The 25209-nt window shown below is 67.8% G+C and carries 31 protein-coding genes; 14 read left to right on the forward strand and 17 right to left on the reverse strand.

Going from position 1 to position 25209, the window contains the following annotated elements; all coding sequences use genetic code 11:
• The first annotated feature begins 86 nt into the window (after positions 1-86).
• Complete coding sequence (metG, locus tag L0984_RS27855) at positions 87-2159, forward strand: methionine--tRNA ligase (protein WP_234197660.1); 2073 nt, start codon at positions 87-89, stop codon at positions 2157-2159.
• A gap of 59 nt (positions 2160-2218) precedes the next feature.
• Positions 2219-2443 carry a hypothetical protein gene (locus tag L0984_RS27860; RefSeq protein WP_234197662.1) on the forward strand — a complete coding sequence of 75 codons (225 nt, stop codon included), beginning with the start codon at positions 2219-2221 and terminating at the stop codon, positions 2441-2443.
• Positions 2444-2705: 262 nt separating this feature from the next.
• Here L0984_RS27860 and L0984_RS27865 read toward each other — a convergent pair whose 3' ends face one another.
• Positions 2706-3203 (reverse strand): outer membrane protein assembly factor BamE, encoded by a 498-nt coding sequence (locus L0984_RS27865; protein WP_234197663.1) that lies wholly within the window; start codon positions 3201-3203, stop codon positions 2706-2708.
• A gap of 66 nt (positions 3204-3269) precedes the next feature.
• Here L0984_RS27865 and L0984_RS27870 point away from each other — a divergent pair, with 66 nt between their 5' ends.
• Together L0984_RS27870 and L0984_RS27875 are read left to right on the forward strand one after the other, a co-directional pair.
• Positions 3270-3476, forward strand: coding sequence for a DUF3460 family protein (locus L0984_RS27870; protein WP_017762266.1), 207 nt, complete (start codon positions 3270-3272; stop codon positions 3474-3476).
• A gap of 62 nt (positions 3477-3538) precedes the next feature.
• Positions 3539-4336: a segregation and condensation protein A gene (locus L0984_RS27875; protein WP_234197735.1), complete on the forward strand. Its 798-nt coding sequence runs from the start codon at positions 3539-3541 to the stop codon at positions 4334-4336.
• 3 nt (positions 4337-4339) lie between these two features.
• Here the strand turns inward: L0984_RS27875 and L0984_RS27880 are convergent, their stop codons facing one another.
• The 4 genes from L0984_RS27880 to L0984_RS27895 all read right to left on the reverse strand — a co-directional run bounded on the left by L0984_RS27880 (position 4340) and on the right by L0984_RS27895 (position 6662).
• Positions 4340-5335, reverse strand: a complete 996-nt coding sequence (locus L0984_RS27880; RefSeq protein ID WP_234197665.1) for an NAD(P)H-dependent glycerol-3-phosphate dehydrogenase — start codon at positions 5333-5335, stop codon at positions 4340-4342.
• A gap of 33 nt (positions 5336-5368) precedes the next feature.
• A complete protein-coding gene (gene secB / locus L0984_RS27885; protein ID WP_017761773.1) occupies positions 5369-5833 on the reverse strand; it encodes a protein-export chaperone SecB in 465 nt (154 codons plus the stop codon).
• 103 nt (positions 5834-5936) lie between these two features.
• Entirely contained in the window at positions 5937-6197 is a 261-nt protein-coding gene (gene grxC, locus L0984_RS27890; protein ID WP_017761772.1) for a glutaredoxin 3, read from the reverse strand.
• A gap of 45 nt (positions 6198-6242) precedes the next feature.
• On the reverse strand, positions 6243-6662 hold the full coding sequence (locus L0984_RS27895) for a rhodanese-like domain-containing protein (protein ID WP_017761771.1): 420 nt from the start codon (positions 6660-6662) through the stop codon (positions 6243-6245).
• Between the two features lie 72 nt (positions 6663-6734).
• Here L0984_RS27895 and gpmA point away from each other — a divergent pair, with 72 nt between their 5' ends.
• From gpmA to L0984_RS27910, 3 genes are all read left to right on the forward strand, one after another.
• Positions 6735-7478, forward strand: a complete 744-nt coding sequence (gpmA, locus tag L0984_RS27900; protein WP_234197667.1) for a 2,3-diphosphoglycerate-dependent phosphoglycerate mutase — start codon at positions 6735-6737, stop codon at positions 7476-7478.
• A gap of 109 nt (positions 7479-7587) precedes the next feature.
• A complete protein-coding gene (locus tag L0984_RS27905) occupies positions 7588-9030 on the forward strand; it encodes a S41 family peptidase (protein WP_234197668.1) in 1443 nt (480 codons plus the stop codon).
• Between the two features lie 93 nt (positions 9031-9123).
• Positions 9124-9885: a HesA/MoeB/ThiF family protein gene (locus L0984_RS27910; protein WP_234197670.1), complete on the forward strand. Its 762-nt coding sequence runs from the start codon at positions 9124-9126 to the stop codon at positions 9883-9885.
• A gap of 4 nt (positions 9886-9889) precedes the next feature.
• Here L0984_RS27910 and L0984_RS27915 read toward each other — a convergent pair whose 3' ends face one another.
• Both L0984_RS27915 and L0984_RS27920 read right to left on the reverse strand, forming a co-directional pair.
• Positions 9890-11938: an AsmA family protein gene (locus L0984_RS27915; protein WP_234197672.1), complete on the reverse strand. Its 2049-nt coding sequence runs from the start codon at positions 11936-11938 to the stop codon at positions 9890-9892.
• 19 nt (positions 11939-11957) lie between these two features.
• Complete coding sequence (locus L0984_RS27920) at positions 11958-12128, reverse strand: hypothetical protein (protein WP_155946965.1); 171 nt, start codon at positions 12126-12128, stop codon at positions 11958-11960.
• 331 nt (positions 12129-12459) lie between these two features.
• Here L0984_RS27920 and L0984_RS27925 point away from each other — a divergent pair, with 331 nt between their 5' ends.
• Positions 12460-12852 (forward strand): response regulator, encoded by a 393-nt coding sequence (locus tag L0984_RS27925; RefSeq protein ID WP_234197673.1) that lies wholly within the window; start codon positions 12460-12462, stop codon positions 12850-12852.
• 86 nt (positions 12853-12938) lie between these two features.
• Here the strand turns inward: L0984_RS27925 and L0984_RS27930 are convergent, their stop codons facing one another.
• On the reverse strand, positions 12939-13571 hold the full coding sequence (locus tag L0984_RS27930) for a response regulator (protein ID WP_017761764.1): 633 nt from the start codon (positions 13569-13571) through the stop codon (positions 12939-12941).
• Between the two features lie 101 nt (positions 13572-13672).
• On the opposite strand from L0984_RS27930, the gene L0984_RS27935 reads away from it, so the two are divergent.
• From L0984_RS27935 to L0984_RS27960, 6 genes are all read left to right on the forward strand, one after another.
• Positions 13673-15025, forward strand: a complete 1353-nt coding sequence (locus L0984_RS27935) for a CHASE3 domain-containing protein (protein WP_234197674.1) — start codon at positions 13673-13675, stop codon at positions 15023-15025.
• Positions 15026-15222: 197 nt separating this feature from the next.
• Positions 15223-15387, forward strand: coding sequence for a DUF1328 domain-containing protein (locus tag L0984_RS27940; RefSeq protein WP_017761762.1), 165 nt, complete (start codon positions 15223-15225; stop codon positions 15385-15387).
• Positions 15388-15462: 75 nt separating this feature from the next.
• Entirely contained in the window at positions 15463-15840 is a 378-nt protein-coding gene (locus L0984_RS27945; RefSeq protein ID WP_017761761.1) for a hypothetical protein, read from the forward strand.
• 29 nt (positions 15841-15869) lie between these two features.
• The gene (locus L0984_RS27950) at positions 15870-16256 is read left to right on the forward strand and encodes a hypothetical protein (protein WP_234197675.1); all 387 of its coding nucleotides are present in this window, start codon (positions 15870-15872) and stop codon (positions 16254-16256) included.
• Positions 16243-16725 (forward strand): hypothetical protein, encoded by a 483-nt coding sequence (locus L0984_RS27955; protein WP_234197676.1) that lies wholly within the window; start codon positions 16243-16245, stop codon positions 16723-16725. The genes L0984_RS27950 and L0984_RS27955 overlap by 14 nt, the downstream gene beginning before the upstream one ends.
• Entirely contained in the window at positions 16722-17264 is a 543-nt protein-coding gene (locus L0984_RS27960) for a ferritin-like domain-containing protein (RefSeq protein ID WP_234197677.1), read from the forward strand. Before L0984_RS27955 ends, L0984_RS27960 begins: the two co-directional genes overlap by 4 nt.
• Before the next feature lie 27 nt (positions 17265-17291).
• Here the strand turns inward: L0984_RS27960 and L0984_RS27965 are convergent, their stop codons facing one another.
• From L0984_RS27965 to L0984_RS28005, 9 genes are all read right to left on the reverse strand, one after another.
• Positions 17292-18059 carry a DUF429 domain-containing protein gene (locus tag L0984_RS27965; RefSeq protein ID WP_234197678.1) on the reverse strand — a complete coding sequence of 256 codons (768 nt, stop codon included), beginning with the start codon at positions 18057-18059 and terminating at the stop codon, positions 17292-17294.
• Between the two features lie 89 nt (positions 18060-18148).
• Positions 18149-18571: a BLUF domain-containing protein gene (locus L0984_RS27970; RefSeq protein WP_114802828.1), complete on the reverse strand. Its 423-nt coding sequence runs from the start codon at positions 18569-18571 to the stop codon at positions 18149-18151.
• Positions 18572-18575: 4 nt separating this feature from the next.
• Positions 18576-19307: a GTP cyclohydrolase I gene (gene folE / locus L0984_RS27975; protein ID WP_017761755.1), complete on the reverse strand. Its 732-nt coding sequence runs from the start codon at positions 19305-19307 to the stop codon at positions 18576-18578.
• A gap of 127 nt (positions 19308-19434) precedes the next feature.
• The gene (locus L0984_RS27980) at positions 19435-20223 is read right to left on the reverse strand and encodes an endonuclease/exonuclease/phosphatase family protein (protein WP_234197680.1); all 789 of its coding nucleotides are present in this window, start codon (positions 20221-20223) and stop codon (positions 19435-19437) included.
• The gene (nudB, locus tag L0984_RS27985; protein ID WP_234197682.1) at positions 20220-20696 is read right to left on the reverse strand and encodes a dihydroneopterin triphosphate diphosphatase; all 477 of its coding nucleotides are present in this window, start codon (positions 20694-20696) and stop codon (positions 20220-20222) included. Before nudB ends, L0984_RS27980 begins: the two co-directional genes overlap by 4 nt.
• 67 nt (positions 20697-20763) lie before the next feature.
• Positions 20764-22572, reverse strand: a complete 1809-nt coding sequence (gene aspS / locus L0984_RS27990) for an aspartate--tRNA ligase (RefSeq protein ID WP_234197684.1) — start codon at positions 22570-22572, stop codon at positions 20764-20766.
• A gap of 46 nt (positions 22573-22618) precedes the next feature.
• Positions 22619-23242: a DUF502 domain-containing protein gene (locus L0984_RS27995; RefSeq protein WP_234197686.1), complete on the reverse strand. Its 624-nt coding sequence runs from the start codon at positions 23240-23242 to the stop codon at positions 22619-22621.
• Between the two features lie 22 nt (positions 23243-23264).
• The gene (locus L0984_RS28000; RefSeq protein WP_234197687.1) at positions 23265-23603 is read right to left on the reverse strand and encodes an FmdB family zinc ribbon protein; all 339 of its coding nucleotides are present in this window, start codon (positions 23601-23603) and stop codon (positions 23265-23267) included.
• 124 nt (positions 23604-23727) lie between these two features.
• Positions 23728-25170, reverse strand: coding sequence for a sodium:solute symporter family protein (locus tag L0984_RS28005; protein WP_017758790.1), 1443 nt, complete (start codon positions 25168-25170; stop codon positions 23728-23730).
• Positions 25171-25209 lie beyond the last annotated feature (39 nt).

Here is a 25209-nt window from a genome sequence, read left to right on the forward strand (position 1 = left end):
CGCGGCCCCAAACCTAAAATGCCCGACCCTGCCAGCCCGCGGCGCCCTGCCGCGACACGGCCGGCCCATCCGCGAGACCGACATCCATGCCCGCAGCGCGCAAGCTCTTCGTCACCACCGCCCTTCCCTACGCCAACGGCAAGTTCCACATCGGCCACATCATGGAATACATCCAGGCCGACATCTGGGTGCGCTTCCAGCGGATGAACGGTGCCGAGGTCAACTTCGTCTGCGCCGACGACGCCCACGGCGCCGCCATCACCATCGCGGCCGACAAGGCGGGCATCACGCCCCAGGCCTTCGTGGCCGAGATCGCGGCTGGCCGCAAGCCCTACCTCGACGGCTTCCACATCGCCTTCGACAACTGGCACTCCACCGATGCGCCCGAGAACCACGAACTCGCCCAGCAGATCTACCGCGACCTCAAGGCCGCGGGCCTGATCGAGACCCGCCCGGTCGAGCAGTTCTACGACCCCGAGAAGGGCATGTTCCTGGCGGATCGCTTCATCAAGGGCGAGTGTCCGAACTGCCACGCCAAGGACCAGTACGGCGACAACTGCGAGGTCTGCGGCGCCGTCTACGCGCCCACCGAGCTGATCAACCCCTACTCGGCCCTGTCGGGCGCCAAGCCGGAGCTGCGCAGCTCCGACCACTTCTTCTTCAAGCTGTCCGACCCGCGCTGCGAGGCCTTCCTGAAGGAATGGACCGCGGCCCCCGGCCACGTGCAGCCCGAGGTGCAGAACAAGATCCGCGAATGGCTGGTCAAGAAGGAGGACGGCACCGGCGGCCTGGGCGACTGGGACATCAGCCGCGACGCGCCCTACTTCGGCATCGAGATCCCCGACGCGCCGGGCAAGTACTTCTACGTCTGGCTCGATGCCCCGGTGGGCTACCTGGCCTCGCTGAAGAACTGGCTGGGCAAGAAGGGCGAGGACTACGCGGCCTACATGGCCCAGCCCGACCTGGAGCAAGTGCACTTCATCGGCAAGGACATCATCACCTTCCACACCCTGTTCTGGCCGGCCATGCTGCATTTCAGCGGCCGCAAGGCGCCGGACGGCATTTTCGTGCACGGCCACCTGACGGTGAACAACGAGAAGATGAGCAAGAGCCGCGGCACCGGCATCGACCCGCTGCAGTACCTCGGCCTGGGCCTGAACCCCGAATGGCTGCGCTACTACATCGCCGCCAAGCTCAACGGCCGCAACGAGGACATCGACTTCAACCCCGAGGACTTCGTCGCCCGCGTCAACAGCGACCTGGTGGGCAAGTTCATCAACATCGCCAGCCGCTCGGCCGGCTTCATCGCCAAGCGCTTCGGCGGCCAGCTGGGCACGGTCTCTGTCGACGGCGAGGAACTGCTGGTGATGCTGCGCGCCGGCGCCGAGGACCTGCGCCAGCTCTACGACGGCCGCGACTACGCCCGTGCCCTGCGCGAGGTGATGGCCCTGGCCGACCAGGTGAATGCCTACGTCGACGCCAACAAGCCCTGGGAGCTGGCCAAGCAGGCCGGCCAGGAGGCGCGCCTACACGACGTGTGCACCACCTGCATCGAGGCCTTCCGCCTGCTCACGCTCTACCTCAAGCCGGTGCTGCCGGCGCTGGCCGCGCAGGTCGAGGCCTTCCTGAACGTCGGCCCGCTGCAGTGGGCCGACGCCGCGCGCGCGCTGGGCGCCGGCCATGCCATCGGCGACTACAAGCACCTGATGACGCGCGTGGACCCGAAGGTGCTGGAACAGCTCTTCACGCCGCCCGCCCCTGCCGCGGCACCCGCGCCCGAAGCGGCGCCGGACCTGCCCGGCGGCGAGGCGCTGGCGCCCACCATCGGCATCGACGACTTCGCCAAGATCGACCTGCGCATCGCGAAGATCGTGGCCTGCGAGAAGGTCGAAGGCTCCACCAAGCTGCTGCGCCTGACGCTGGACGTGGGCGAAGGCAAGACCCGCAACGTGTTCAGCGGCATCGCCTCGGCCTACCAGCCGGAGCAGCTGGTGGGCAAGCTCACCGTGATGGTCGCCAACCTGGCGCCGCGCAAGATGAAGTTCGGCGTCAGCGAAGGCATGGTGCTGGCCGCCAGCCATGCGGACGAGAAGGCCCAGCCCGGCATCCATGTGCTGGAGCCCTGGCCGGGTGCCCAGCCGGGCATGCGGGTGCGCTGAGCGGCATTTTTCAGCGCACGCACGCCGATCGTTCTTCCAACCCCGACACCGGAGCCGCCATGCGCCCAGCCCTTTACTGTCATCTGCTGTGGGCCAGCCTTGCCCTCAGCGCAATTGGCGGCTGCGCCGTGGCGGGCGCTGCCGTGTCGGTGGGCGCCACCGCGGTCAGCGTGGGCGCCGGCGCGGTCGGGCTGGCGGCAGATGCGGCCATCGGCACCGCGCGGCTGGGCGGCCGGGCGGTCGGGGCGGCGGCGGGCGCGGTTCTGCCGGGCGGCAACGACTGAAGGCGTCCGCGACGGCGGTTTTGGGTACGGGGTGGCGCCCGACCGAGGCGCCGCAGATCCATCAGCTGGAACTCAGTTGTTCAAGGCGCCGATGCGCCACCCGTATGGCATGAACCCTGCGCCACCCTGCTGACCGAAAGGCCGCGGAGCAGGCCATGCCAGTGCACCCGCGGAACGGGCTTGGCCCGGCCGCCGGGTGCGCCCCTTGAGGGGGATTGGACTTCCACACGCAGTGAGGAAGTCCAAACGGGGTGGTTTCATGTCACGGCGCCTCGACGCTGCGGTCCTGCGACGAGCCGCTGCGCAGCACATACTGCTGGTCGTTCAGCACCGCGGTGAACACCATCGGCGTGTTGGGCGGCTGCATCCAGTGCCAGTCCCATTCGGTTTCCTGCTTGAGGGCATAGCGCGTCACCTTGGCGGGCTTGCCCAGCAGCTTGCGCAGGTCCTCCATCGGCATGCCGGGCTGCACGCGGGCGAAGTTCTCGGGCGTGAGCACCTGGCGCAGGGCGCTCATGCGGCCGTCGGGGCCGATGGTGATCATGTAGTTCTTGCGGCCAGCGGGCTGGCGGTTGTATTCGAGCACCCGGCCGGCGGGCGACTCCCAGATGTTCTCGGGCTCGCCGAACTGGGCGCGCACATCGGCCTCGATGGCCACGCCCTCTTCGAGCTGGTCGATGCGCTGCGGGTCGCAGCCGGCCAGGGCGGCCAGCGCGGTGAATGCGGCGGCGATGCGCGCCGCGGTCCTGCCAGTGGTCATCGATTCCCCATCGCCCCGTCGTTAAAATCGCGCCCCTCGTCCCGTCACAAGAAGCTGCACCAGTCTATGTCGATCTTCGGCCGCCCCCACTACACCTCCGACGCCACCCAGTTCATCGAGAAGCTGCGCGAACAGAAGCCCACGCTCGAAGCAGAACAGCGCGCCGGCCGCGCCCTGCTGTGGGACAAGCAGATCGACCGCCAGACCCAGGCCGAGTTCGAGGCCGCCGCCGTGGCGCAGCAGCCCTACGTCTATCAGACGAAGTCGCATTGAGCACCACCCCCGCGCTGCCTGCCGCCGCCGCGGACGAGGACGACCGCCCCGCGGTCGCTGCCATGCCCGAGGTGGTCGACCAGGTGGCGCTGGCCCGCCTCTACGGCGAGCCGCTGTTCGCGCTGCCGAACGACCTCTACATCCCGCCCGATGCGCTGGAGGTCTTCCTGGAGGCCTTCGAGGGGCCGCTGGATCTGCTGCTCTACCTGATCCGCAAGCAGAACTTCAACATCCTCGACATCCCCATGGCGGGCGTCACCCGCCAGTACCTCGCCTACGTGGAAGAGATCCGAAGCCGCAACCTGGAGCTGGCGGCCGAGTACCTGCTGATGGCGGCGATGCTCATCGAGATCAAGTCGCGCATGCTGCTGCCGCCCAAGAAGTCGGCCGACGGCGAAGAGGCGGAGGACCCGCGGGCCGAGCTGGTGCGGCGCCTGCTGGAGTACGAGCAGGCCAAGATGCAGGCGGCCGCCATCAATGCGCTGCCCACCTACGGACGGGACTTCTGGAAGGCGCAGGTCTACATCGAGCAGTCGCTCAAGCCGCGCTTTCCGGAGGTGAGCCTGGACGACCTTCGCCAGGCCTGGGCCGACATCCTCAAGCGGGCCAAGCTGGTGCAGCACCACAAGATCTCGCGCGAAGAGCTGTCGGTGCGCGAGCACATGAGCATCGTGCTGCGCCAGCTGCAGGGGCGGCGTTTCGTCGAATTCGAATCGCTGTTCGACGCCACGCGCGGCGTGCCGGTGCTGGTCGTCACCTTCATTGCCCTGCTGGAACTGGGCAAGGAGACGCTGGTGGAGATCACCCAGGCGGAGGCCTTCGCGCCCATCTACGTGCGGCTGGCGTACGCGCCAAGCTGAGAGTCAGACCTCGTGCGTCGGCTCGCGCCCCATCAGCGCGGCCACCGCCTGCGCCGGCTGCAGGCGCCCGTCGAGCAGGCCCACCACCGATTCGGCGATGGGCATTTCCACCCCCAGCTGCCGCGCCCGCTGCACCACGGCCCGGGCGCAGTTGACGCCCTCGGCCACATGGCCGAGCGAGCGGACCGCCTCATCGAGCGTCCGACCCTCGGCCAGCAGCAGGCCCACGCGCCGGTTGCGCGACAGGTGGCCGGTGGCGGTGAGCACCAGGTCACCCAGGCCGGAGAGGCCCATGAAGGTCTCGGCCCGGCCGCCCAGCGCGATGCCCAGGCGGGTCATCTCGGCCAGCCCGCGGGTGATGAGTGCGGCACGCGCATTGAGGCCCAGCACCAGTCCGTCGGCCAGACCGGTGGCGATGGCCAGCACGTTCTTGACGGCACCGCCGACCTCCACCCCAATGACGTCGTCGTTGCCATAGACCCGCAGCGCCGGCCCGTGGAAGGCGCCGACCAGGCGCTCGCGCACGTCGGCATCGGCGCTCGCGGCCACCAGGGCCGTGGGCTGGGCCTGGGCGACTTCCAGCGCGAAGCTGGGGCCGCTCAGCAGGCCGGCGCGCAGCTTCGGCGCCACCTCGGCCTGTACCTCATGGGGAAAGAGTCCGCTGGCCGGCTCCACGCCCTTGCACAGCCAGGCGACCGGCGCGGCGCAGCCGTCCGCCGCCAGCGCCGCCAGCTGCACGCGCAAGGCGGACATGGGCGTGCCCAGCACCACGAGGTCGGCATCGCGCCAGGCCTCGCGGGCGTCGCCCGACAGAAGAAGAAGGGAAGGCGGAAAGGCCACACCCGCCAGGTAGCGCGGGTTGGCGCGGCTGCGCGCCATCTCGGCCACCTGGGCGGCATCCCGGCCCCAGAGCACCACGTGGTGCCCGGCCGGGTGGGCCGCGGCGCTGATGGCCAGCGCCGTGCCCCAGGCGCCGGCGCCGAGCACGCAGATGCGCATGGCGGCGCCTGCCCGGTTTGCCGTCGCCGGCAATTACTGGGCGTTGGCCGGCAGGCCCTGGCCGGCGGCCTGGGCCTGCTGCTGTTCGTACATGGCCTGGAAGTTGATCTCGGCCAGGTGCACGGGCGGGAAGCCGCCGCGCTGGATGGTGTCGGCCACGTTGCCGCGCAGGTAGGGGTAGACGATCTGCGGGCAGGCGATGCCCAGGATGGGGCCCATCTGGTCTTCCGGCAGGTTGCGGATCTCGAAGATGCCGGCCTGCTTGGCCTCGACCAGGAACACGGTGCGGTCGTCGATCTTGGTCTGCACGGTGGCCGAGACGCTCACTTCAAAGATGCCTTCGGCGACGTTCTGCGCCTCGACGCCCAGCTGGATGTCGACGGTGGGCTGGGTCTGCTCCAGCAGGATGGCCGGCGAATTGGGCTGCTCCAGCGACAGGTCCTTGAGGTAGACGCGCTGGATCTGGAAGACGGGTTCTGCGGCTTGTTGGTCGGCCATGGTGCTTGGAGGTGTGTCGGGACAAAAAGGCCCGCGGTCAGCGGGCGCGAAAGCCTTCGATTATGGCCTGTGCCAATGACCGGCCCGGCCGGCCAGCGGTGCCTCAGGCGCCCTGCAGCAGCGGCACCAGGCCGCCACGGCCGTCGAGCGCGATCAGGTCGTCGCAGCCGCCGACGTGGGTGTCGCCGATGAAGATCTGGGGCACCGTGCGCCGCTGGGTCAGGCGCATCATCTCGTCGCGGGCCGCGGGGTCGGCGTCGACGCGGATCTCCTGGATGCTGTCCACGCCCTTGGCCTTGAGCACCTGCTTGGCGCGGATGCAGTAGGGACAGACGGCGGTGGTGTACATCTTCACGGCTTGCATGGGTTTCCTCGTGGGCGGGTGAATGGGGGATGGGGCGGAAGGCGCTCAGGCCTTGGCGGCCACCTTCTCGACGGGCAGGTTAGCCTCGTTCCACGATTTCATCCCGCCGGCCACGGCTTGGGCCTGCTCGTAGCCGAGTTTCTTGGCCGCAGCCACCGCGCGCTGGGCCCGGGCGCCGGTGGCGCACATCAGCAGCACCGGCAGCGCCTTGTTCTTGACGAGGCCCGGCAGCTTCTGCTCCAGCTCGGCCAGCGGCACGTTGCGCGCGCCCACGGCATGGCCGGCGGCGAATTCCTCGGGCTCGCGCACGTCGATCAGCACGCCCTTCTGACGGTTGATGATCTGCACCGCGCCCTGGGCGCTGAGCGAGCCCTGGCCCGCACCGCGCAGCACCGGCCAGGCCAGCATGCCGCCCGAGCCGAGTGCGAGGAGGATCAGGGCCCAGTTGTCGAGGATGAATTTCACGGGAAGCTTCCGAGATGGCAAACCGGCAATTTTAGAATGGCGGTTTTACTCCGGCGACACGTAAGGGACCCCATGCATAAACTGGTGCTGATCCGCCATGGCGAATCGACCTGGAACCTCGAGAACCGCTTCACCGGCTGGACCGACGTCGACCTGACCGACACCGGCATCGCGCAGGCCAAGCAGGCCGGCCGCCTGCTCAAGGAACAGGGCTACGACTTCGACGTCGCCTACACCAGCGTGCTCAAGCGGGCCACCCGTACGCTGTGGCATGTGCTCGACGAACTCGACCGCACCTGGCTGCCGGTGGTGCATTCCTGGCGCCTGAACGAGCGCCACTACGGCGCGCTCCAGGGCCTGAACAAGGCCGACATGGCCAAGCAGTACGGCGACGAGCAGGTGCTGGTCTGGCGCCGCAGCTACGACACCCCCCCGCCGGCACTGGAGCCGACCGACCCGCGCAGCGAGCGCGGCGATGTGCGCTACGCCCGGCTCGACCCCGAGCAGGTGCCGCTGACCGAATGCCTGAAGGACACCGTCGCGCGCGTGCTGCCTTTCTGGAACGAGTCGATGGCCCCGGCCATCCGCGCCGGGCGCCGGCTGGTGGTGGCGGCCCACGGCAACTCGATCCGCGCCCTGGTGAAGTACCTGGACGGCATCTCCGACAGCGACATCGTGGGCCTGAACATCCCCAACGGCATTCCGCTGGTGTACGAGCTGGACGACGACCTCAAGCCGCTGCGCCACTACTACCTGGGCGACGCGGCCGCGGCCGAAAAGGCGGCCGCCGCGGTCGCCTCCCAGGGCAAAGCCTGATTCACGGATACGGACGGAACCCGCGGGGCCATTTCCGCTTCCAAAGTCCGCGTATATTGATTGCCGATTTTGTGAACGACGGATCGGGTCTCCCGAAAGGACGCTGCCCATGGGCCAGAAATTGAAGATCACCGGCTGGATTGCCGCAGGCGCGGTCGCCGGCGCGCTCACCACCGTCTCGCTGCAGACGATGGCGCGCGGGGCCCTGGCGCCACTGCCGCTGGAAGAGCTGCAGCAGCTCGCCGCGGTGTTCGGCATGATCAAGACCGACTATGTGGAGCCGGTGGATGAGAAGAAGCTCATCTCCGACGCCATCTCCGGCATGGTGGCCGGGCTCGATCCGCACTCCCAGTATTTCGACAAGAAGTCCTTCAAGGAATTCCGCGAGGGCACCTCGGGCCGCTTCGTGGGCGTGGGCATCGAGATCTCGCAGGAAGACGGCCTGGTCAAGGTGGTCTCGCCCATCGAGGGCTCGCCGGCCTTCCGCGCCGGCCTCAAGCCGGGCGACCTGATCACCAAGATCGACGACACCGCCGTCAAGGGCCTGACGCTGAGCGAAGCCGTCAAGCGCATGCGCGGCGAGGCGGGCACCAAGGTGCTGCTGACCATCTTCCGCAAAGACGAAAGCCGCACCTTCCCCGTGACGATCACCCGCGAGGAGATCCGCACGCAGTCGGTGCGTGGCAAGGTGATGGAGCCCGGCTACGCCTGGATCCGCCTGTCGCAGTTCCAGGAACGCACGGTCGACGACTTCGCCAAGAAGATCGAAGAGATCTACAAGCAGGACCCGAACCTCAAGGGTCTGGTGCTCGACCTGCGCAATGACCCGGGCGGCCTGCTCGACGCGGCGGTGGCCGTTTCTGCCGCTTTCCTGCCGCAGGGCTCGACGGTGGTGACCACCGACGGCCAGTTGGCCGAGAGCAAGCAGGTCTACAAGGCGATTCCGGCCGACTACCAGCGCCGCTCGGGCAGCGACCCGCTGCGCAACCTGCCGGCCGGCCTCAAGACCGTGCCGCTGGTGGTGCTGGTCAACGAAGGCTCGGCCTCGGCCAGCGAGATCGTGGCCGGCGCCCTGCAGGACCACAAGCGCGCCACCGTGATGGGCAGCCAGACCTTCGGCAAGGGCTCGGTGCAGACGGTGCGTCCGCTGGGTCCGGACACCGGCCTCAAGATCACCACCGCGCGCTACTACACGCCCAGCGGCACCTCGATCCAGGCCCGCGGCATCGTGCCCAACGTGCTGGTGGACGACACGGCCGAAGGCAGCCCCTTCGCCGTGCTGCGCATGCGCGAGGCCGACCTCGAGAAGCACCTGTCCAGCGGCCAGGGCCCCGAGAAGAAGGACCCCGAGCTGGAGAAGCAGCGCGACGAAGCCCGCAAGCGCCTCGAAGAGGAAACCAAGAAGTCGCCGCAGGCACGGGTCACGCCCGAGTTCGGCACGGACAAGGACTTCCCGCTGATGCAGGCGATCAACCAGCTCAAGGGCCAGCCCGTGGTCGCCAGCAAGACGCAGGTGATCGTGGAGAACAAGGAAGAGAAGAAGGAAAACTGAGGCCCAGCGCCCGGCTTCCGCAACGCATCGGCCTCCCGCGTGGAGGCCGATGTCTTTGTCGGAACCGCTGAAGCGCCTGCGCCCCGCCGAGCCATGGACGACCAAGACCTTCTGCGCTATTCGCGCCATATCCTGCTGGAGGAGTTCGGCATCGACGGCCAGCAGCGCGTGTCGGCCGCCCACGCCCTCGTCATCGGTGCCGGCGGGCTGGGTTCGCCCGTGGCGCTGTACCTGGCGGGGGCGGGCGTGGGACGGATCACCCTGGTGGATGACGACGTCGTCGATGTGACCAACCTGCAGCGCCAGATTGCCCACAGCAGCGCGCGGGTGGGGATGCCGAAGGCGGAGTCGGCGGCCGAGGCCATGCGGGCGCTCAATCCCGGGATCGACATCCGCACGGTCCGCGCCCGTGCGGATGGCCCGCTGCTGGAGGAACTCGTGCCGCAGGCCGACGTGGTGCTGGACTGCAGCGACAACTTCGAGACCCGTCACCGCGTCAATGCCGCCTGCGTCGCCCATCGCAGGCCGCTGGTGGCAGGTGCGGCCATCCGCTTCGACGGCCAGCTGTCGGTGTATGACGCGCGCCAGCCAGACAGTCCCTGCTACGCCTGCCTGTTTCCGCCCGACGCCGAGTTCGAGGAGACACGCTGCGCGGTGATGGGCGTGTTCTCTCCCGTGGTGGGCACCTTGGGCACCTTGCAGGCGCACGAGGCCCTCAAGCTCGTTGCCGGCATCGGCGGCACGCTGACGGGCCGGCTGTTGATGTTCGACGGCCGGGCGAGCCGCTTCGACACGCTTCAGGTGCGACGCGACCCGGAATGCCCTGTCTGCGGGGGCATGCACCGCAAGGTGTGAATGCTCAGCGGCGCACGGCCTTCGCCCGATCGGCCGCCTTGGCAGCCTCGGCCGATTCGGGTTTGCCGGCATCGGCCAAGGCCGCGGCGCAGTCTGCGTTCTCACCCGGCCCGGTCTCGACCGTGGCCGCCAGGGCCAGCAACGGATTGATGGCGCCGAGTGCCAGGGCCGCAGCGCCGCGCGCGACCAACGGTGCAGCTTCCACACCCGGGCGGGGGTCACCGAAATGCCCCCGTACCGTCAGGGGGGTGCGCAGGCTCAGGATGCTTTTGTCCTTGGGTTGCGGCCGGATGACGAAGTCCAGCGTCTCGTCCTTCAGGCTCGCCTGTCCGGTCGCGGTGAACAGCGTGTCGTCGGTGTCGAAGATGAGCGTACGGCCGTTCATGACGCCCTTGTTCACATCGAAGGCCAGCGCCGCGCAGCGCATGCGCACGTTCTTGTCGCCGCGAAGCAGGAATTCCAGCACCTCGCCACCGTCGAGGCCGGCGATCTCCAGCAAGAGGTTGCTGAACTGTCCGCGCCCCGTCATGGCTGCCACATCGCCGGAGGCCGCCCCGAGCCAGTTGGCGACGGACGTCCCCTGCCCCGCCAGGTTGATGCGGCCATCCAGCCGACCCAGGCTGCTCTTGGTGGATTCGACCTTGGGAATCAGCTGATTGAGCTGCAGCGCCTTCACGTCCAACGCCATGCGGATGTCGGCCGGGTTGCGCGAACCGTCGATGTGCACGGCACCCTGGATGCTGCCGCCCGCCACGCCCAGGTCCAGCGGCTTGAGTTCCAGCACGCCGTCCTTGAGCGCCACCTGCACGCTGCCACGTTGCAGCGGCACCTCGCGCACATTGCGGATGCGCCCCGCGGTGTAGCGCACATCGGCGTCCATCGCGCGAAGCCGTTCGAAGTCCAGGGGCGCGGTCGGCAGCACGCGCACATCCGCGCCGCGGCGGCGGGTCTTCTCCAGCGTGGCGGGTGCGTCCACGCCCTCGACGGCCTTGGCCGAGCGCTCAGTCGGCGGCAGACCGATGAGCGGGCCGAGGTCGTCCATGTCCATCACCTTCGAGGCCAGCTTGCCGCTCAGCTTAGGACGGGCAGTGCCTTTTTCGAACTGCAGCTCGCCGCCGATGTCCGACAGCCCGAGCTTGCCCGCCAGCTGCTGCGCCTGCCAGGTGTTGCCGGTCTTGAGCAGGCGGCCTTCGACCTGGTAGGGCGAGGTGTCCGGCAGCGCCACGCCGATCAGGCGGTAGAGATCGCCCAGGTTGCGGCCCTTCAGCCGAACCTTGGCATCCACGCCATCCAGTTCGGTGAGCGCGGCCATGCTGCCTGTTGCGTCCAGGCGCGTCCCGCCGGCCGTCGCGTTGATCTCGAAAGGAAAGGGTGGCACTCCGGCCTGCGTGAGCAGCAGCACATTGCCTGTGCGACCCTGGGCACTCAGCGGCTGGGACTGGTAGCGTCCCTTCATCTGGTAGGAAAGGGGCATGTCGCCCTTCTGGGTATCGAAGGCGAAGTCGACGCGCATGTCCACGCCCAGGTGCTTGGCCAGGAAATCGAGATGGCCGCCATCGACCTGCAGCACGCCGATCCGCGGCGTGGTGCCGCGGCCCGCCTCGCCATCGCCACCCTTCTCAAGGGCCCAGGTCTTGCGGCCATCCTCTTCCATCTGCAGGCCGATCCGGGGGGCGCTCAACATCAGACGGGGAATGTCCACCTGCTTGCGGAGAAGCGGCCAGATGCGGATGTCGATCTCGGCCTTGTCGGCGCCGACCAGGAGCGGGTCCCTTGCCCACTTGGGGTTGTCGAACTCGATGCCATCGAGCGTGATGCGCGCCGTGCGCAGGCCCGGCTTCACATCGAGGTGCCGCGTGATCTCGAAACGCCGCCCAGTCTTCTCGCTCACATAGCGATTGATGGGACCGCGCAGGACATCCCATGGGAAGAACAGGACGATCAACACCACCGCGACGATCAGGATGGCGAGCGCGATCAGGATGCGCCGCAGCCATCGCCCGCCGCGAGGTGGTACAGCGGCAGCGGGGGCTGTGGCGGTGGATGGATGCATGGAATGCGGCCCGTCCGCCTCAAGGGCCGACGAAGAACGACAGCCAGCCCTTGCCCACCCCGCCCGGGGCATCGGCGGTGACGGCGTTCACCAGGTGCAGCTCGGCCGAGCCCGGTTCGCCCTGCACGACCACCCATGCAGCAAGCAGGGCCAGACCGCCCGCCAGCAGGAAACCCAGAATGCCTTTCATGGTCCACCTCTCGGATGCCGTCATCATGTTGATTGCAAGGCGCGGGCGTTGACGGCGGGCCAAACGGCCTTGCCAACCGCCCACGACCGGATTGAACGAATGGCAACACGTTAATTCGCAGCGCCACGACCGCAGGTCGGCCGGTCGCCGCACCCCCTGTGCGCAGACACCTACGGCGGCATCGTCGGCTCGCTCCTACAGCAACAGGCCATCCGGGATTGCAGGGTCGGCGGGGCGCGCTTCTACGATCTAGTCAGTACCAGCATCGGGTCGCCACTGCCTGCCTGTTGCCGCACGCGCGGCCCGGGCCCTGGCCGGCGTCTCACCCATCATGAGCGGCAGACTGCACACCTACATCGTCGAAGACAACGTCACCATCCGCGAGAACCTGGTGGGAACGCTTGAAGAACTCACGCCGGTGAGCGCAGTGGGCTACGCGGAGACCGAGACCGACGCGCGCCAGTGGCTGCGCGACCATCGCGGCGACTGGCAACTGGCCATCGTGGACCTGTTCCTCAGGGAGGGCAGTGGACTGGGCGTTCTCAACGCCTGCCGTGAACGCAAGCCCCAGCAGAAGGTGGTGGTGCTGAGCAACTACGCCACGCCAGACATCCGCCGCCGCTGTGCACAGTTGGGCGTCGACGCAGTCTTCGACAAATCCAACGAGATCGATGCCCTGGTCGACTATTGCCTGTGGCAATCCCAGCAACCGACCGCGCACTGAGCCGCGCAAAAAGAAAAGACCGCGCGAGGCCAGGCCCGGCGCGGTCTGCAACAAAGGCTGCGCCTTGGGGGCGCGGCCCTTGCCGATCAGTCGATCAGCTTGTTCTTGAGCGCGTAATAGGTGAGGTCGCTGTTGGACGAAAGATTCATCTTCTCCATCAGGCGCGTGCGGTAGGTGCTGACCGTCTTCACCGACAGCGAGAGCGTCTTCGCGATTTCGCCGGCGGTTTCGCCCTTGGCGAGCTTGAGGAACACCTGGAATTCGCGCTCGGAGAGTTGCTCATGCGGCGCAGCGTCGTCCTTGCGGTCGAGCTGGCGGGCCAGCAGTTCGGCCACCGCGGGCGTGATGTAGCGACGGCCCAGCGAGATGGTGCGGATCGCGTTGACGATCTCCATCGGGTCGCAATCCTTGTTGAGGTAGCCACTCGCGCCCTGACGGATGAGGTTCATCGCGTAGTGCTCCTCCGGATAGCCACTGAGGATCAGGATGCCGACGTCGGGTGCCTTGGCCCGAATCATGGCCAGAGCATCGATGCCGCTCTGACCGGGCATCGACAGGTCCATCACCAGCACATCCAGCTCGGTGGTGCGCACCAGCTCGATCGCCTCGCGGCCCGTCGCGGCTTCCCCCACCACACGCAGGTCCACGTGCTCCGAGAAAAACTGCTTCAGTCCGGACCGGACGATCGCATGGTCGTCCACAATGCCAATCTTGATCATTTGTTGCCTTTGTCGAGTCGCAGTGGCTTATTGCCACCGCCAACACAGCTTTCGTTGACAAACATTATTCAATAAATAGACGGCCCGATTCCCCCTCACGCATGCTGAAACACAAGCTGTCGCTGTTGGCTTACAAGAAGAAAGCCTTGAGTCTGAGCCTCGCCATCCTGGCGGCGTTCGCGCTCGTGGCCTTCAATGAATCGGGTTATCACCGGTCGACCCGTGCGCTGGAGGAAATCGGCCGCGCGCAGGAGGCGCGGCTGTCCATCCACCTGCTGCTGCGCTACACGCTGGACGCCGAGACGGGCACCCGCGGGTTCATGCTCACGGGCGACCCCCGCTATCGGGAGCCCTATGACCTCGCGGTTGCCGAACTGCCCAAGCAGATGGACCGCCTGCGCATGCTCTATGCCGACAAGCCCATGGAGCGCAGCCATCTTGCCGCACTGGGCAACCACCTGTCGCGCAAGCTGGCCGAGATGGAATTGACCGTGCGCATGCTCAGCACCGGCAATGCGGACGCCTCGCGCTTCGTGCTCAGCACGGACGTGGGTCGGGAGGAAATGCAGGGCATCCGCCAGGAAGCCGATGCGCTCATGGCGTTCAGCACCCGGTCGGTCGAGGAAGGGCGACTGCAGATCTCGCAGGCCCTGGGCCTGGCCCGTGTGGGCATCGGCCTGATCGTCCTGGCGGCCCTGCTGGCCTTCGTGCTCTATCTTCGCCAGACCTCGGCACTGCAGCAGGCCAACGACCGCCAGCAGCAGGCGCTGCAACGCGAACGCAACTCGCTGGAGCTGGAAGTGCGCGACCGCACGGCGTCGCTGGCCGAACTGGCGACCCACCTGCAGGAGGTGCGGGAGTCCGAGCGCGGCTACCTGGCCCGTGAACTGCACGACGAACTGGGCGCCCTGCTCACGGCCGCCAAGCTCGATGTGGCGCGGCTCAAGTCGCGCCTGGGCGATTCGCCGGATGCCGCCCAGCGCCTGGCCCACCTGACCGAGTTGCTGAATTCGGGCATCGCCCTCAAGCGGCGCATCATCGAGGACCTGCGGCCCTCGTCGCTGTCGAACCTCGGCCTGGTGGCCTCGCTCGAGATCCTCGGCCGCGAGTTCGCTGAGCGCTCGGGCATCCAGGTCGACATGGCGCTGGAGCCGGTCGAACTGGACGAGTCGCGCCAGCTCACCATCTACCGCATGGTGCAGGAAGGCCTCACCAACATCGGCAAGTACGCCCAGGCCCAGGAGGCCACCATCGTCCTCAAGGACTATGAGAACCATGTCGAGGTGGAAGTCAGCGACAACGGCCGGGGCTTCGACCTGCAGCAGCAGGCCGCACGTGCGAGTCACGGCCTGGCCGGCATGCGACATCGCGTGCAGGCCGCAGGCGGCAAGCTGTCGGTGGACAGCAGTCCGGGGAATGGCACGCGCCTGCATGCCGTGATGCCCAAGCAGTAGGGCGACGCCCGCCGCAAGGGCGCATCCAGCCCTGCGGACCGCCCGATTCGCCGCTTTCCTACGCCCCCCGGACCCCGCTGCTGACAGGTCCGGGGCGGGCCTGCTCCTTAAGCTCTCGCCATCGGCAAACACAAGGTGCCTTCACCTGCGGTCCCGCTCCAGGGTACCGGTGGGCACCGGCATGAAAGGAGCCTGCCATGCTGCACTACACCGTCGTCTTCCTCGTCATCGCGCTGGTGGCCGCGCTGTTCGGCTTCGGCGGCATCGCTGCCGGCGCCGTGGGCATCGCGAAGCTCCTGTTCGTGATCTTCGCCATCCTGACGATTGCCAGCTTCATCGCGGGTCTGTTGCGCCGGCGTTGAGGCGCTAGCATCTTTGCACGCCGGCTACGGCCGGCGGGCTGACTTCTTTCCCATCCCATCCACAAGGACTTCTCCATGAACTCGACCGCCAAGACCCCCTCCCAACTTGCCGACGAACTGCGCGGCGCCGCCCAGGATGCGGCCGAGAGCACGCGCACCTACGCCAAGAACGCCGTCGATGCGACGGGCCAGAAGGTGCGGCAGCTGCGCGGCGAGGTGGAGCCGACGGTGGAACAGATCGCGTCGCGCGTTCAGCAGGCCGTCCAGCGCGGCCTGGAAGCGGCATCGAAGACCACCAGCCGTGCCCAGGAACGCTTCGGCGAGGCCGCCACGGTGACGACCCGCTATATCGCCGACCAGCCCGTCCGCTCCGTGCTGATCGCTGCAGCCGCGGGGGCCGCGATCACCGCACTCATCGTGCTTGCCAGCCGCCGCAGCGGCGACGACTACTGATCGACGCCCAGGCGTACCGACCACCGCACATGCTCCATCCTGTCATTTCCGCAGCCCTGCGACATCCTGCGCTGGTCGGGCGCCATCTCCTGAATTACGTCGCCTTGGCCAAGGTCGAGGTGGCGGAGGCCGGCCGGTCGGTGGTGACGCGTGCCATTGGCGGCGCCATCGCCCTGCTCGGCGCCTTGTTCACGCTGGGGTGGGGTGGCGTGGCTGTGATGCTGGGCGTACTCCACGGGCGCTTCGAGTGGGTGCTGCTGATCGTGCCCGGCGTGGCGGTGGTCCTGATGCTCGTGGGCATCGCACTCGCTTTGAGGCCGCCTCAACTCCCCCTCTTCGCCGGACTGAAGAACCAGGCGGCCGAAGACATGCAGGTACTCCACGCCCTCTCCGAAAGCAGCCATGCCGATCGCTGACCGCATCGATGACACCGCGCTGCCTCTGACACCCGAGCAGCGCCTGGCCCAATCTCGGTTGGCTTTGCTGGATGCACTCATCCCGCCTCCTCCTCCGCCGCAACGCAGCCGCGGGACGGGTTCAGGGCAAGGTGTGGCTGCGCGCAGCGCGTCCGTGCTGCGAAAGCTGCCCTGGCTGGACATGGGCCGCAACATGGCCCGACGCTGGTGGCAGCGGCATCCCCTGCACGCCGCGGGGCAGCTCGCGCACCCTCTGTTGCAGGGCTACGCCAGCCGGCATCCTGCCAAGCTGGTGGCGGGAGCGGCTGCGGCGGGTTCGGTGCTCGCGCTGACCCGACCATGGCGGCTGTTGTCCGGCACCGCGCTGTTGGCGCTGCTGCTGCGCACCTCCGATGTGGCCGACCTCATCACCACCTTGGCCATGTCCCGCCCAGAACCAGACTCTCCCCCACGAAAGGAAATGCCATGAACGACACCCTTGCAGCCCGTCAGCCCCTCCAACTCGACCAGAAGGCCATCGATGCCGCCGCGAAGAGCCTGGACGATGGCGCCGTCACGCCCAGCTATGGCCCGTGGCGCGACGACATCGTCAAGCTGCTCAATGACGCGCTCGCCACCGAACTGGTGTGCGTGCTGCGCTACAAGCGCCACTACTTCACCGCCAAGGGCGTCGAGTCGCCGGCGATTGCCGACGAATTCCTCGTGCATGCCAACGAAGAGTCCGCTCATGCCGATCGCATTGCCGAGCGCATCGTGCAACTGGGCGGCGAGCCCAACTTCCAGCCCGACAGCCTGTCGAAGCGCAGCCATGCCGACTACGACGAGTCGAAGGATCTGCAGGCCATGGTGCGTGCCAACCTCAAGGCCGAGCGCATCGCGGTCGAGAGTTACCGCCAGATGGTGGCCCTGATCGGTGACAAGGACTCGACCACGCGTCGCATGCTCGAAGAGATCCTCGCCGATGAGGAAGAGCATGCCGACGAGCTGAGCGACTGGATGGACAAGTAAGCCCTCGTCCGCCGCACCCTGCGCCGCTCAGGCGCCGACGATCCAGCCTTCGAGCGGATCCATCCGGGCCGGGAGTCCATACCCCGGCCCTTCGCTTTGGGCGCGTTGCTCGCCCCAGGCCGCGAGCATGAGGCACAGCACGGCGTCCAGCGAGTCCCCGCTGCCATCGCAGGCCAGCGCTTCGCGGAGCTCGCTCGACAAGACGAGGCGCAGGCCCAGCCGCCCTTTGCCGGCCTCCAGATGGGTGATCAGGCGCTGCCGGGCCTCCAGGCGGTCGGGCGTCTGTTTGGCGCGCTCGTCGCTCTTGTAGCTTTGCGTGCCGAGCAGGTCACGCGCCACCAGTCCGGGATAGGCCTCCAGCGCGACCTTGGGCGCTCCCCGCGTGCCGCCCTGCCCCGGCAACCACGCGCCAGCCGCCAGGAGTCGCGGCACGCCCGCATGCATCATCCAGGCGACCGGGGGATTGACCCACTTCATCGAGGGGCTCGAACCGGCCGGCCCGTCGGTGGCGCGGTGGGCGAATTTGCCCCCCACCGGCCGTGCGGCGCAGAAGGCGATGAATCGCTCGCGCAACTCGGCGCGGCTCCATCCGGCGTAGACCGCCATGCAGGCCGCCCAGTCCAGCGGCCAGCCCTGGGCCAGCACGAACTCCCGCGGCAGGCCGAAGGGAAAGTCGAAACCCCCAACCCACGCCGGCTCGATGGCGAGGCGATCGGTCCAGGCGTCCAGCGTCGAAAAGGATTGCAGCGCCTCGACGACCACCTCGTCGCCATCGCACCGCCCCCAGGCCAGCACGATCGGCTTGCGGCGCGTCGGCGTGCTCGAGAAGTCGCAGCCGACCAGGCGCTTCGCCCGCTGGACTGCCGCCGCGGCAGCGATGACCTTCAGGGCCTGCCGACGATGGCCGCCGTGGCCATCAGCTCTTCGAGAAGCGCCAGAGAGACCTTGCCCGAAACGGCATACGGATCAAGCTCCGGGCGCTCGGAATACTTGAGCACCGTGCTCGCGTTGAGCTTGTTGAGGTTGACCTGGCCCATGGTCCAGCCACCGAAGCGGCGCTCCAGGATCTCTTCGTAGTGCAGCAGCGCCACGTCCTTGTGGCGGGGGTCGCGCAGGATCTGCGCATACAGCGTGTTCACCGCCATACGGCCGCCTTCCAGCGCCTGGAGGAACACGCCGCCGCCGTAGCAGAGGATGCCGGTGATACCCGACGCCGTGTTGTGGGTCCGCCCGGTGGACAGGATGCTGTCGAGGGCGGCCGGCGACACGTCGACGGCACGGCTGGCATAGAGAAGGCGCACGAGCATGGCATCACCCCTTGCGTGGAAGCAGCGCGAGGAATTCGCGGCGCAGGTTCGGGTCCTTGAGGAAGACGCCGCGCATGACGGAATTGATCATCTTGCTGTCCGTCTCCTTCACGCCGCGCCACTGCATGCAGAAATGCTCGGCCTCCATCACCAGGGCGAGGCCGTCGGGCTGGGTCTTCTCCTGGATCAGGTCGGCCAGTTGCACCACGGCCTCTTCCTGGATCTGCGGACGGCCCATCACCCATTCGGCCAGGCGCGCGTACTTGGAAAGGCCGATGACGTTGGTGTGCTCGTTCGGCATCACGCCGATCCACAGCTTGCCCATGATGGGGCAGAAGTGATGCGAGCAGGCACTGCGCACAGTGATCGGGCCGACGATCATCAGCTCGTTCAGCCGCTCGGCATTGGGGAATTCGGTGAGGCTGGGCCCGTGCACATAGCGGCCGCGGAACACCTCGTTGAGGTACATCTTGGCCACGCGGCGGGCCGTGTTCCCCGTGTTGTGGTCGCTGTCGATGTCGATCACCAGGCTGTGCAGCACATCGCGCATCTTGACCTCGACCTCGTCGAGCAGCGCCTCCAGCTCGCCCGGCTCGATGAACTCGGCGATGTTGTCGTTGGCGTGGAAGCGATGGCGTGCGGCCTTGAGGCGCTCGCGGATCTTGACGGAGACGGGCGTGCCCTCGTCGCTCGCCGCAACGGCGGAACGGTCCTCAGGCTGGGCGGGGATCAACATGGTGCGGAATCGTAACAGCAGGGTTTTTTCATCACGGGCGCGCGGCGCCCAATCCCACGTACCGCCCTGGGCCGCTGTGATCCGACCATGGTGCGTCGCGCGTAGCGCACCGCGGCTGCCTGCACATTCAGTCCAACGCGAACTCGGCCACCAACGGCAAGTGGTCCGACATGCGCGCCCAGATGCGCCCGCGGGGCACCGACAGCGACATGGGCCGCAGCCCCCGGCCGTAGATGAAGTCCAGCTGCGCCAGCGGCAACCGCGACGGGTAGGTCGCACAGCGCGGCATCACCAGGTCGACCAGGCCCACGTCGTTCATGGCGGGCCGCATGCGCGCGCCCCAGTCATTGAAGTCGCCAGCCACCACCAGCGGCTCGCCGGGGGGCACCTCGCGTTCGATGTAGCGCTGCAGCTGTGCCACCTGCCGCACCCGGCTGCCGCGGATCAGCCCCAGGTGCACGACGATGGCATGCACCGGCTGGCTGCCGAGGGTCACTTCCACGTGCAGCAGGCCGCGCTGTTCGAAGCGGTGGTCGGACATGTCCTCATGGCCATGGCGCACCACCGGCCAGCGCGTGAGCAGCGCATTGCCGTGCTCGCCGTGGCGGGTGTAGGCATTGGTCTCGTAGACGGCCCGGTAGCCCTCAGGGCAAAGGAAGTCGGCCTGCGGCTGCTCCGGCCAGCGGGCGAAGCGGCGCTCGCCCTGGCGGTTGAGCTTGCGCACCTCCTGCAGGCACACCAAGTCGGCATCGAGCTGCTCGACCGCATGGCCCAGGTTGTGGATCTCCAGCCGCCGCGCCGGGCCTACGCCCTGCACGCCCTTGTGGATGTTGTAGGTGGCCACCCTCAGCGTCGACAGGGCGCCGAACTCGCTTTCGGCCCGCCCGGGATCGCTCGTGGCATGCGCAGCAGTCATGCGCGAAATTGTGGCAGCAGGAGGATGGCTTCCGCGTTGGAAGGGGAAAAGCAGGCGTCGGCCGCCTCGCGCCAGGGCAGCCACTGCCAGGCATCGTGCTCGCGCGGCGCCAGGACGGGCGTGACGGCCTCGGGCACGCACAGGCCGAAGAGGTGCTCGGTGTTGCGCGTCACGCCCGGCGCATAGCGGTGCCGCCAGCGGGGATAGATGTCGTAGACGTTCTCGAGGCCCCAGTCCTGCAGGGGCAGCGGCGTGCCCGGGCCACAGTGGATGCCGGTCTCCTCGGCCACCTCGCGTGCCGCGGTGGCGGCCCAGCTTTCCTCGGGCCAGTCCTTGCTGCCTGTCACCGACTGCCAGAAGGCCGGCGCGATGCCGGCCCGGCGGATCAGCAGCACCTCCAGCGCCGGCGTGTGGATCACCACCAGCACCGACTGCGGGATCTTGAAGGCCGGCAGCGTGGCGTCCGTGACCATGGTGTGCCAGCCGCTGTGCCCGCCCGCCGCGGACCTGTGCGAAGGACCGCCGCGGCCGGGCTGCGACTCAGGCGGCAGGTTGCGCGTTGCGCAGGCGGATGTGCAGCTCGCGCAGCTGCTTCTCGTCCACAGCGCTCGGGGCCTGCGTCAGCAGGTCTTGCGCGCGCTGCGTCTTGGGGAAGGCGATCACGTCGCGGATCGAATCGGCGCCGGTCATCAGCATGACCAGGCGGTCCAGGCCGATGGCGATGCCACCGTGCGGGGGCGCGCCGTACTGCAGCGCGTCCAGCAGGTAGCCGAACTTCAACTGCGCGTCCTCGGCGGAGATCTTGAGGGCGCGGAACACCTTGCTCTGCACCTCCTCGCGGTGGATACGCACCGAACCGCCGCCCATCTCGATGCCGTTGAGCACCATGTCGTAGGCCTTGGCCAGGCACTTCTCGGGCGCCGTGTCCATCAGGTCCTCGTGGCCGTCCTTGGGGCTGGTGAAGGGGTGGTGCACCGCGCTCCAGCGCTGGTTGTCCTCGTCGAACTCGAACATCGGGAAGTCCACCACCCACAGCGGCGCCCAGCGATCCTCGAACAGGCCGTTCTTGCGGCCGAAGGCGCTCTGGCCGATCTTCACGCGCAGGGCGCCGATGGCGTCGTTGACCACCTTGGCCTTGTCGGCACCGAAGAAGATCAGGTCGCCGTTGCGCGCGCCGGTGCGGGCGATGATCTCGCCCAGGGCGTTGTCGTCCAGGTTCTTCACGATGGGGCTCTGCAGGCCTTCGCGCCCCTGCGACCAGTCGTTGACCTTGATGTAGGCCAGGCCCTTGGCGCCGTAGATCTTGACGAACTCGGTGTAGCCGTCGATGTCGCCGCGCGACAGGCCGCCCTCCGCCGCGCCGCCGCCGGGCACCCGCAGGGCCACCACGCGGCCGCCGTCCATGTTGGCGGCACCGGAGAAGACCTTGAACTCCACCCGCTTCATCACCTCGGTCAGCTCGGTGAATTCGAGCTTGACGCGCAGGTCGGGCTTGTCGGAGCCGTACTTGAACATCGCGTCGCCGTAGCTCATGACCGGGAACACGCCCAGGTCGATGTCGGCCACGTTGCGGAAGACGTTGCGGATCATGCCCTCGAACATGTCGCGGATCTCGTCCTCGGTGAGGAAGGAGGTCTCGATGTCGATCTGCGTGAACTCGGGCTGGCGGTCGGCGCGCAGGTCCTCGTCCCGGAAGCACTTGACGATCTGGTAGTAGCGGTCGTAGCCCGACACCATCAGCATCTGCTTGTACAGCTGGGGCGACTGCGGCAGTGCGTAGAAGGCGCCGTCGTGCACGCGGCTGGGCACCAGGTAGTCGCGCGCGCCTTCGGGCGTGGACTTGCCCAGCATGGGCGTCTCGATGTCGATGAAGCCGTTGGCGTCGAGGAACTTGCGCGCCTCCATCGTCACCTTGTAGCGCGTCATCATGTTCTTCTGCATCGCGGGGCGGCGCAGGTCGAGCACGCGGTGCGTGAGGCGCGTGGTCTCGGACAGGTTGTCGTCGTCCAGCAGGAAGGGCGGCGTCACGGAGGGGTTGAGCACCTTCAGCTCGTGCGCCAGCACCTCGATCTTGCCGCTCTTGAGGCCGTCGTTGGTGGTGCCCTCGGGCCGAGCGCGGACGATGCCCTTGACCTGCACGCAGAACTCGTTGCGCAGGCCTTCGGCGGCGGCGAAGGTGGTGGCGCGGTCGGGGTCGCACACCACCTGCACGTAGCCTTCACGGTCGCGCAGGTCGACGAAGATCACGCCGCCATGGTCACGACGGCGGTTGACCCAGCCGCACAGGGTGACGGTTTCGCCCATCAGGGCTTCGGTCACGAGACCGCAGTAGTGAGAACGCATGGCCATGCTTGGATTCCTGCACCCCGCGCGGGGCGCCTTCTTGTTTCTGATCTCAGGATTTCTTGGTGGGCAGTGCAGCGGGGCCGCCCGGCACCACCACGCCCATCGAGACGATGTACTTCAGCGCCTCGTCGACGCTCATCTTCAGCTCGATGCAGTCGCTGCGGCGGAGCATGACGAAGTAGCCGCCCGTGGGGTTGGGCGTGGTGGGCACGTACACGCCCAGGTAGTCGCCATGCAGGTGGTTGACCACGTCGCCACCGGGTGCGCCGGTGACGAAGGCGATGGTCCACATGCCCTCGCGCGGCCACTGCACCAGCACCGCAGTACGGAAGGCATTGCCGCTTTCGGAGAACAGCGTGTCCGAGACCTGCTTGACGCTGGAGTAGATGGAGCGCACCACCGGGATGCGGCGCACCAGCGCATCGCCCCAACCCAGCAGCCGCTTGCCAATGAAATTGCTGGCGACGGCACCGACCACCAGCAGAATGGCCAGCGTGAGCAGCACGCCCAACCCGCGGATGCGGTGGGCGGACAGCCATTCCTGCCAATCCTCGGGCAGCAGCCACAAGGTCTGGTCGAGGGTGCCGACGATCCAGTTGAGCACGCCCAGGGTCACGGCCAGAGGCACGATGACCAGGAGGCCGGACAGGAGCCACTTGCGCAGGGCGAGCATGGTGCGGTGTGCGAGGCGAGAGTCAGTCGGCCTTGGCAGCGGGTGCCGGGGCCGGTGCGGGCGCCGCAGGGGCCGGCGACGCCGCAGCAGGTGCAGCCGCTGGTGCGGGTGCAGCGGCATCGCCACTGGCGAGGGCCGGGGCCGGGGCGCTGCCGCCGGACTTGCCGGTGTTGGAGCCGCCCTCGCGGAAGTCGGTGACGTACCAGCCGGAGCCCTTGAGCTGGAAGCCGGCGGCGGTCAATTGCTTGCTGAACGAGGCCGCACCGCAGGAAGGGCAGACGGTGAGCGGCGCATCCGACATCTTCTGCAGCACATCCTTGGCAAAGCCGCAGGCGCTGCATTTGTAGGCGTAGATGGGCATGGAAAAAGCTGCTGGAAAGACGTGAAACGGGCGGCCGGCGGCCGCCGCGCAAAGCCCGCGATTATAGGCACCGACCCCGGGCTTTCCCCAGCCTGGGGTGGCGAGGGCCAGCGCCTGCAGCGCCTTATTCGCCAGCCAGCATCCGGTGCGGCATACGCCGGTTGGCCACCCACTGCGGCAGCAGGGAACCGACAACCATGCCCGCCGCGGAGGCCAGCACGCCGGCCAGCTGCGCCGGGAACACCTCGCCCCACGGCAGCGCCAGGCCGGCCAGCCAGACGCCCACGCCCAGCAGCACGGCGGCCACGGCACCTTGCGTGGTAGCCCGGTTCCAGTAGAGGCCGAAGACCAGCGGCACGAAGGCGCCGACCAACGGCACCTGGTAGGCGCCGGACACCAGTTCGTAGATCGAGGTGCCCTGCATGCGGATGGCGTAGGCCAGCACCGCCCCACTGAACACCAGCACGGTGATGCGCATGGTGCGCAGGTTCTCCCGGTCCGTGCCCTGGGGGCGGAACTGGCGCCAGATGTTCTCGGTGAAGGTCACGCTGGGTGCCAGCAGCGTCGCCGACGCGGTGGACTTGATGGCCGACAGCAGCGCGCCGAAGAAGAAGACCTGCATGACGAAGGGCATCTTCTCCATCACCAGCGTCGGCAGCACCTTCTGCGGATCCTCCTTGAGCAGCGCCGTCGTCTGCTCAGGCATGATGATCAGCGCACTCGCCACCAGGAACATGGGCACGGCCGCGAAGAGGATGTAGGCCACGCCGCCGATCACCGGGCCGCGCGTGGCGGCCTTGGTGCTGTTGGCCGACATCACCCGCTGGAACACGTCCTGCTGCGGAATGGAGCCCAGCATCATCGTGATGGCCGCAGCGAAGAAGAAGACGATGTCGTGCCAGCTCGGCTCGGGCCAGAACTTGAAGAGCTCCTTGCTCGCCGCCAGGTCGATCACCTTGTCGGCGCCGCCGGCCATGTTGCCGGCGAAGACCGCGATGATCGACAGGCCCGCCACCAGGATGATCATCTGCACGAAGTCGGTGACGGCCACCGACCACATGCCGCCGAAGAGCGTGTACGCCAGGATCGAGATCACGCCGATCACCATGCCCCAGGGCACGCTCACCGCGCCGCCAGACAGCAGGTTGAACACCAGCCCCAGCGCCGTGACTTGCGCCGACACCCAGCCCAGGTAGCTCAGCATGATGATCAGCGAACACACCACCTCGATGAAACGGCCGTAGCGCTCGCGGTAGTAGTCGCTGATGGTCAGCAGCGTCATGCGGTAGAGCTTGCCGGCGAAGAACAGGCCCACCAGGATCAGGCAGGTGCCGGCGCCGAAGGGGTCTTCCACCACGCCGCCCAGGCCGCCCTCGATGAACTTGGCCGGGATGCCCAGCACCGTCTCCGACCCGAACCAGGTGGCGAAGGTGGTGGTCACGATCATGAACAACGGCAGATGCCGGCCGGCGATCGCGAAGTCGGTCGTGTTCTTCACCCGCCGGGCCGCATACAGGCCGATGCCGATGGTGACCAGCAGGTAGACGATGACCAGTGACAGCAGCACGACGGGTTCTCCTCGAGAAAGGCTTGTTGTTGGAACCGG

This window comes from Pseudacidovorax sp. NFM-22 (assembly GCF_021401245.1).
In the GTDB taxonomy this organism is placed as follows: Bacteria; Pseudomonadota; Gammaproteobacteria; order Burkholderiales; family Burkholderiaceae_C; genus Xenophilus.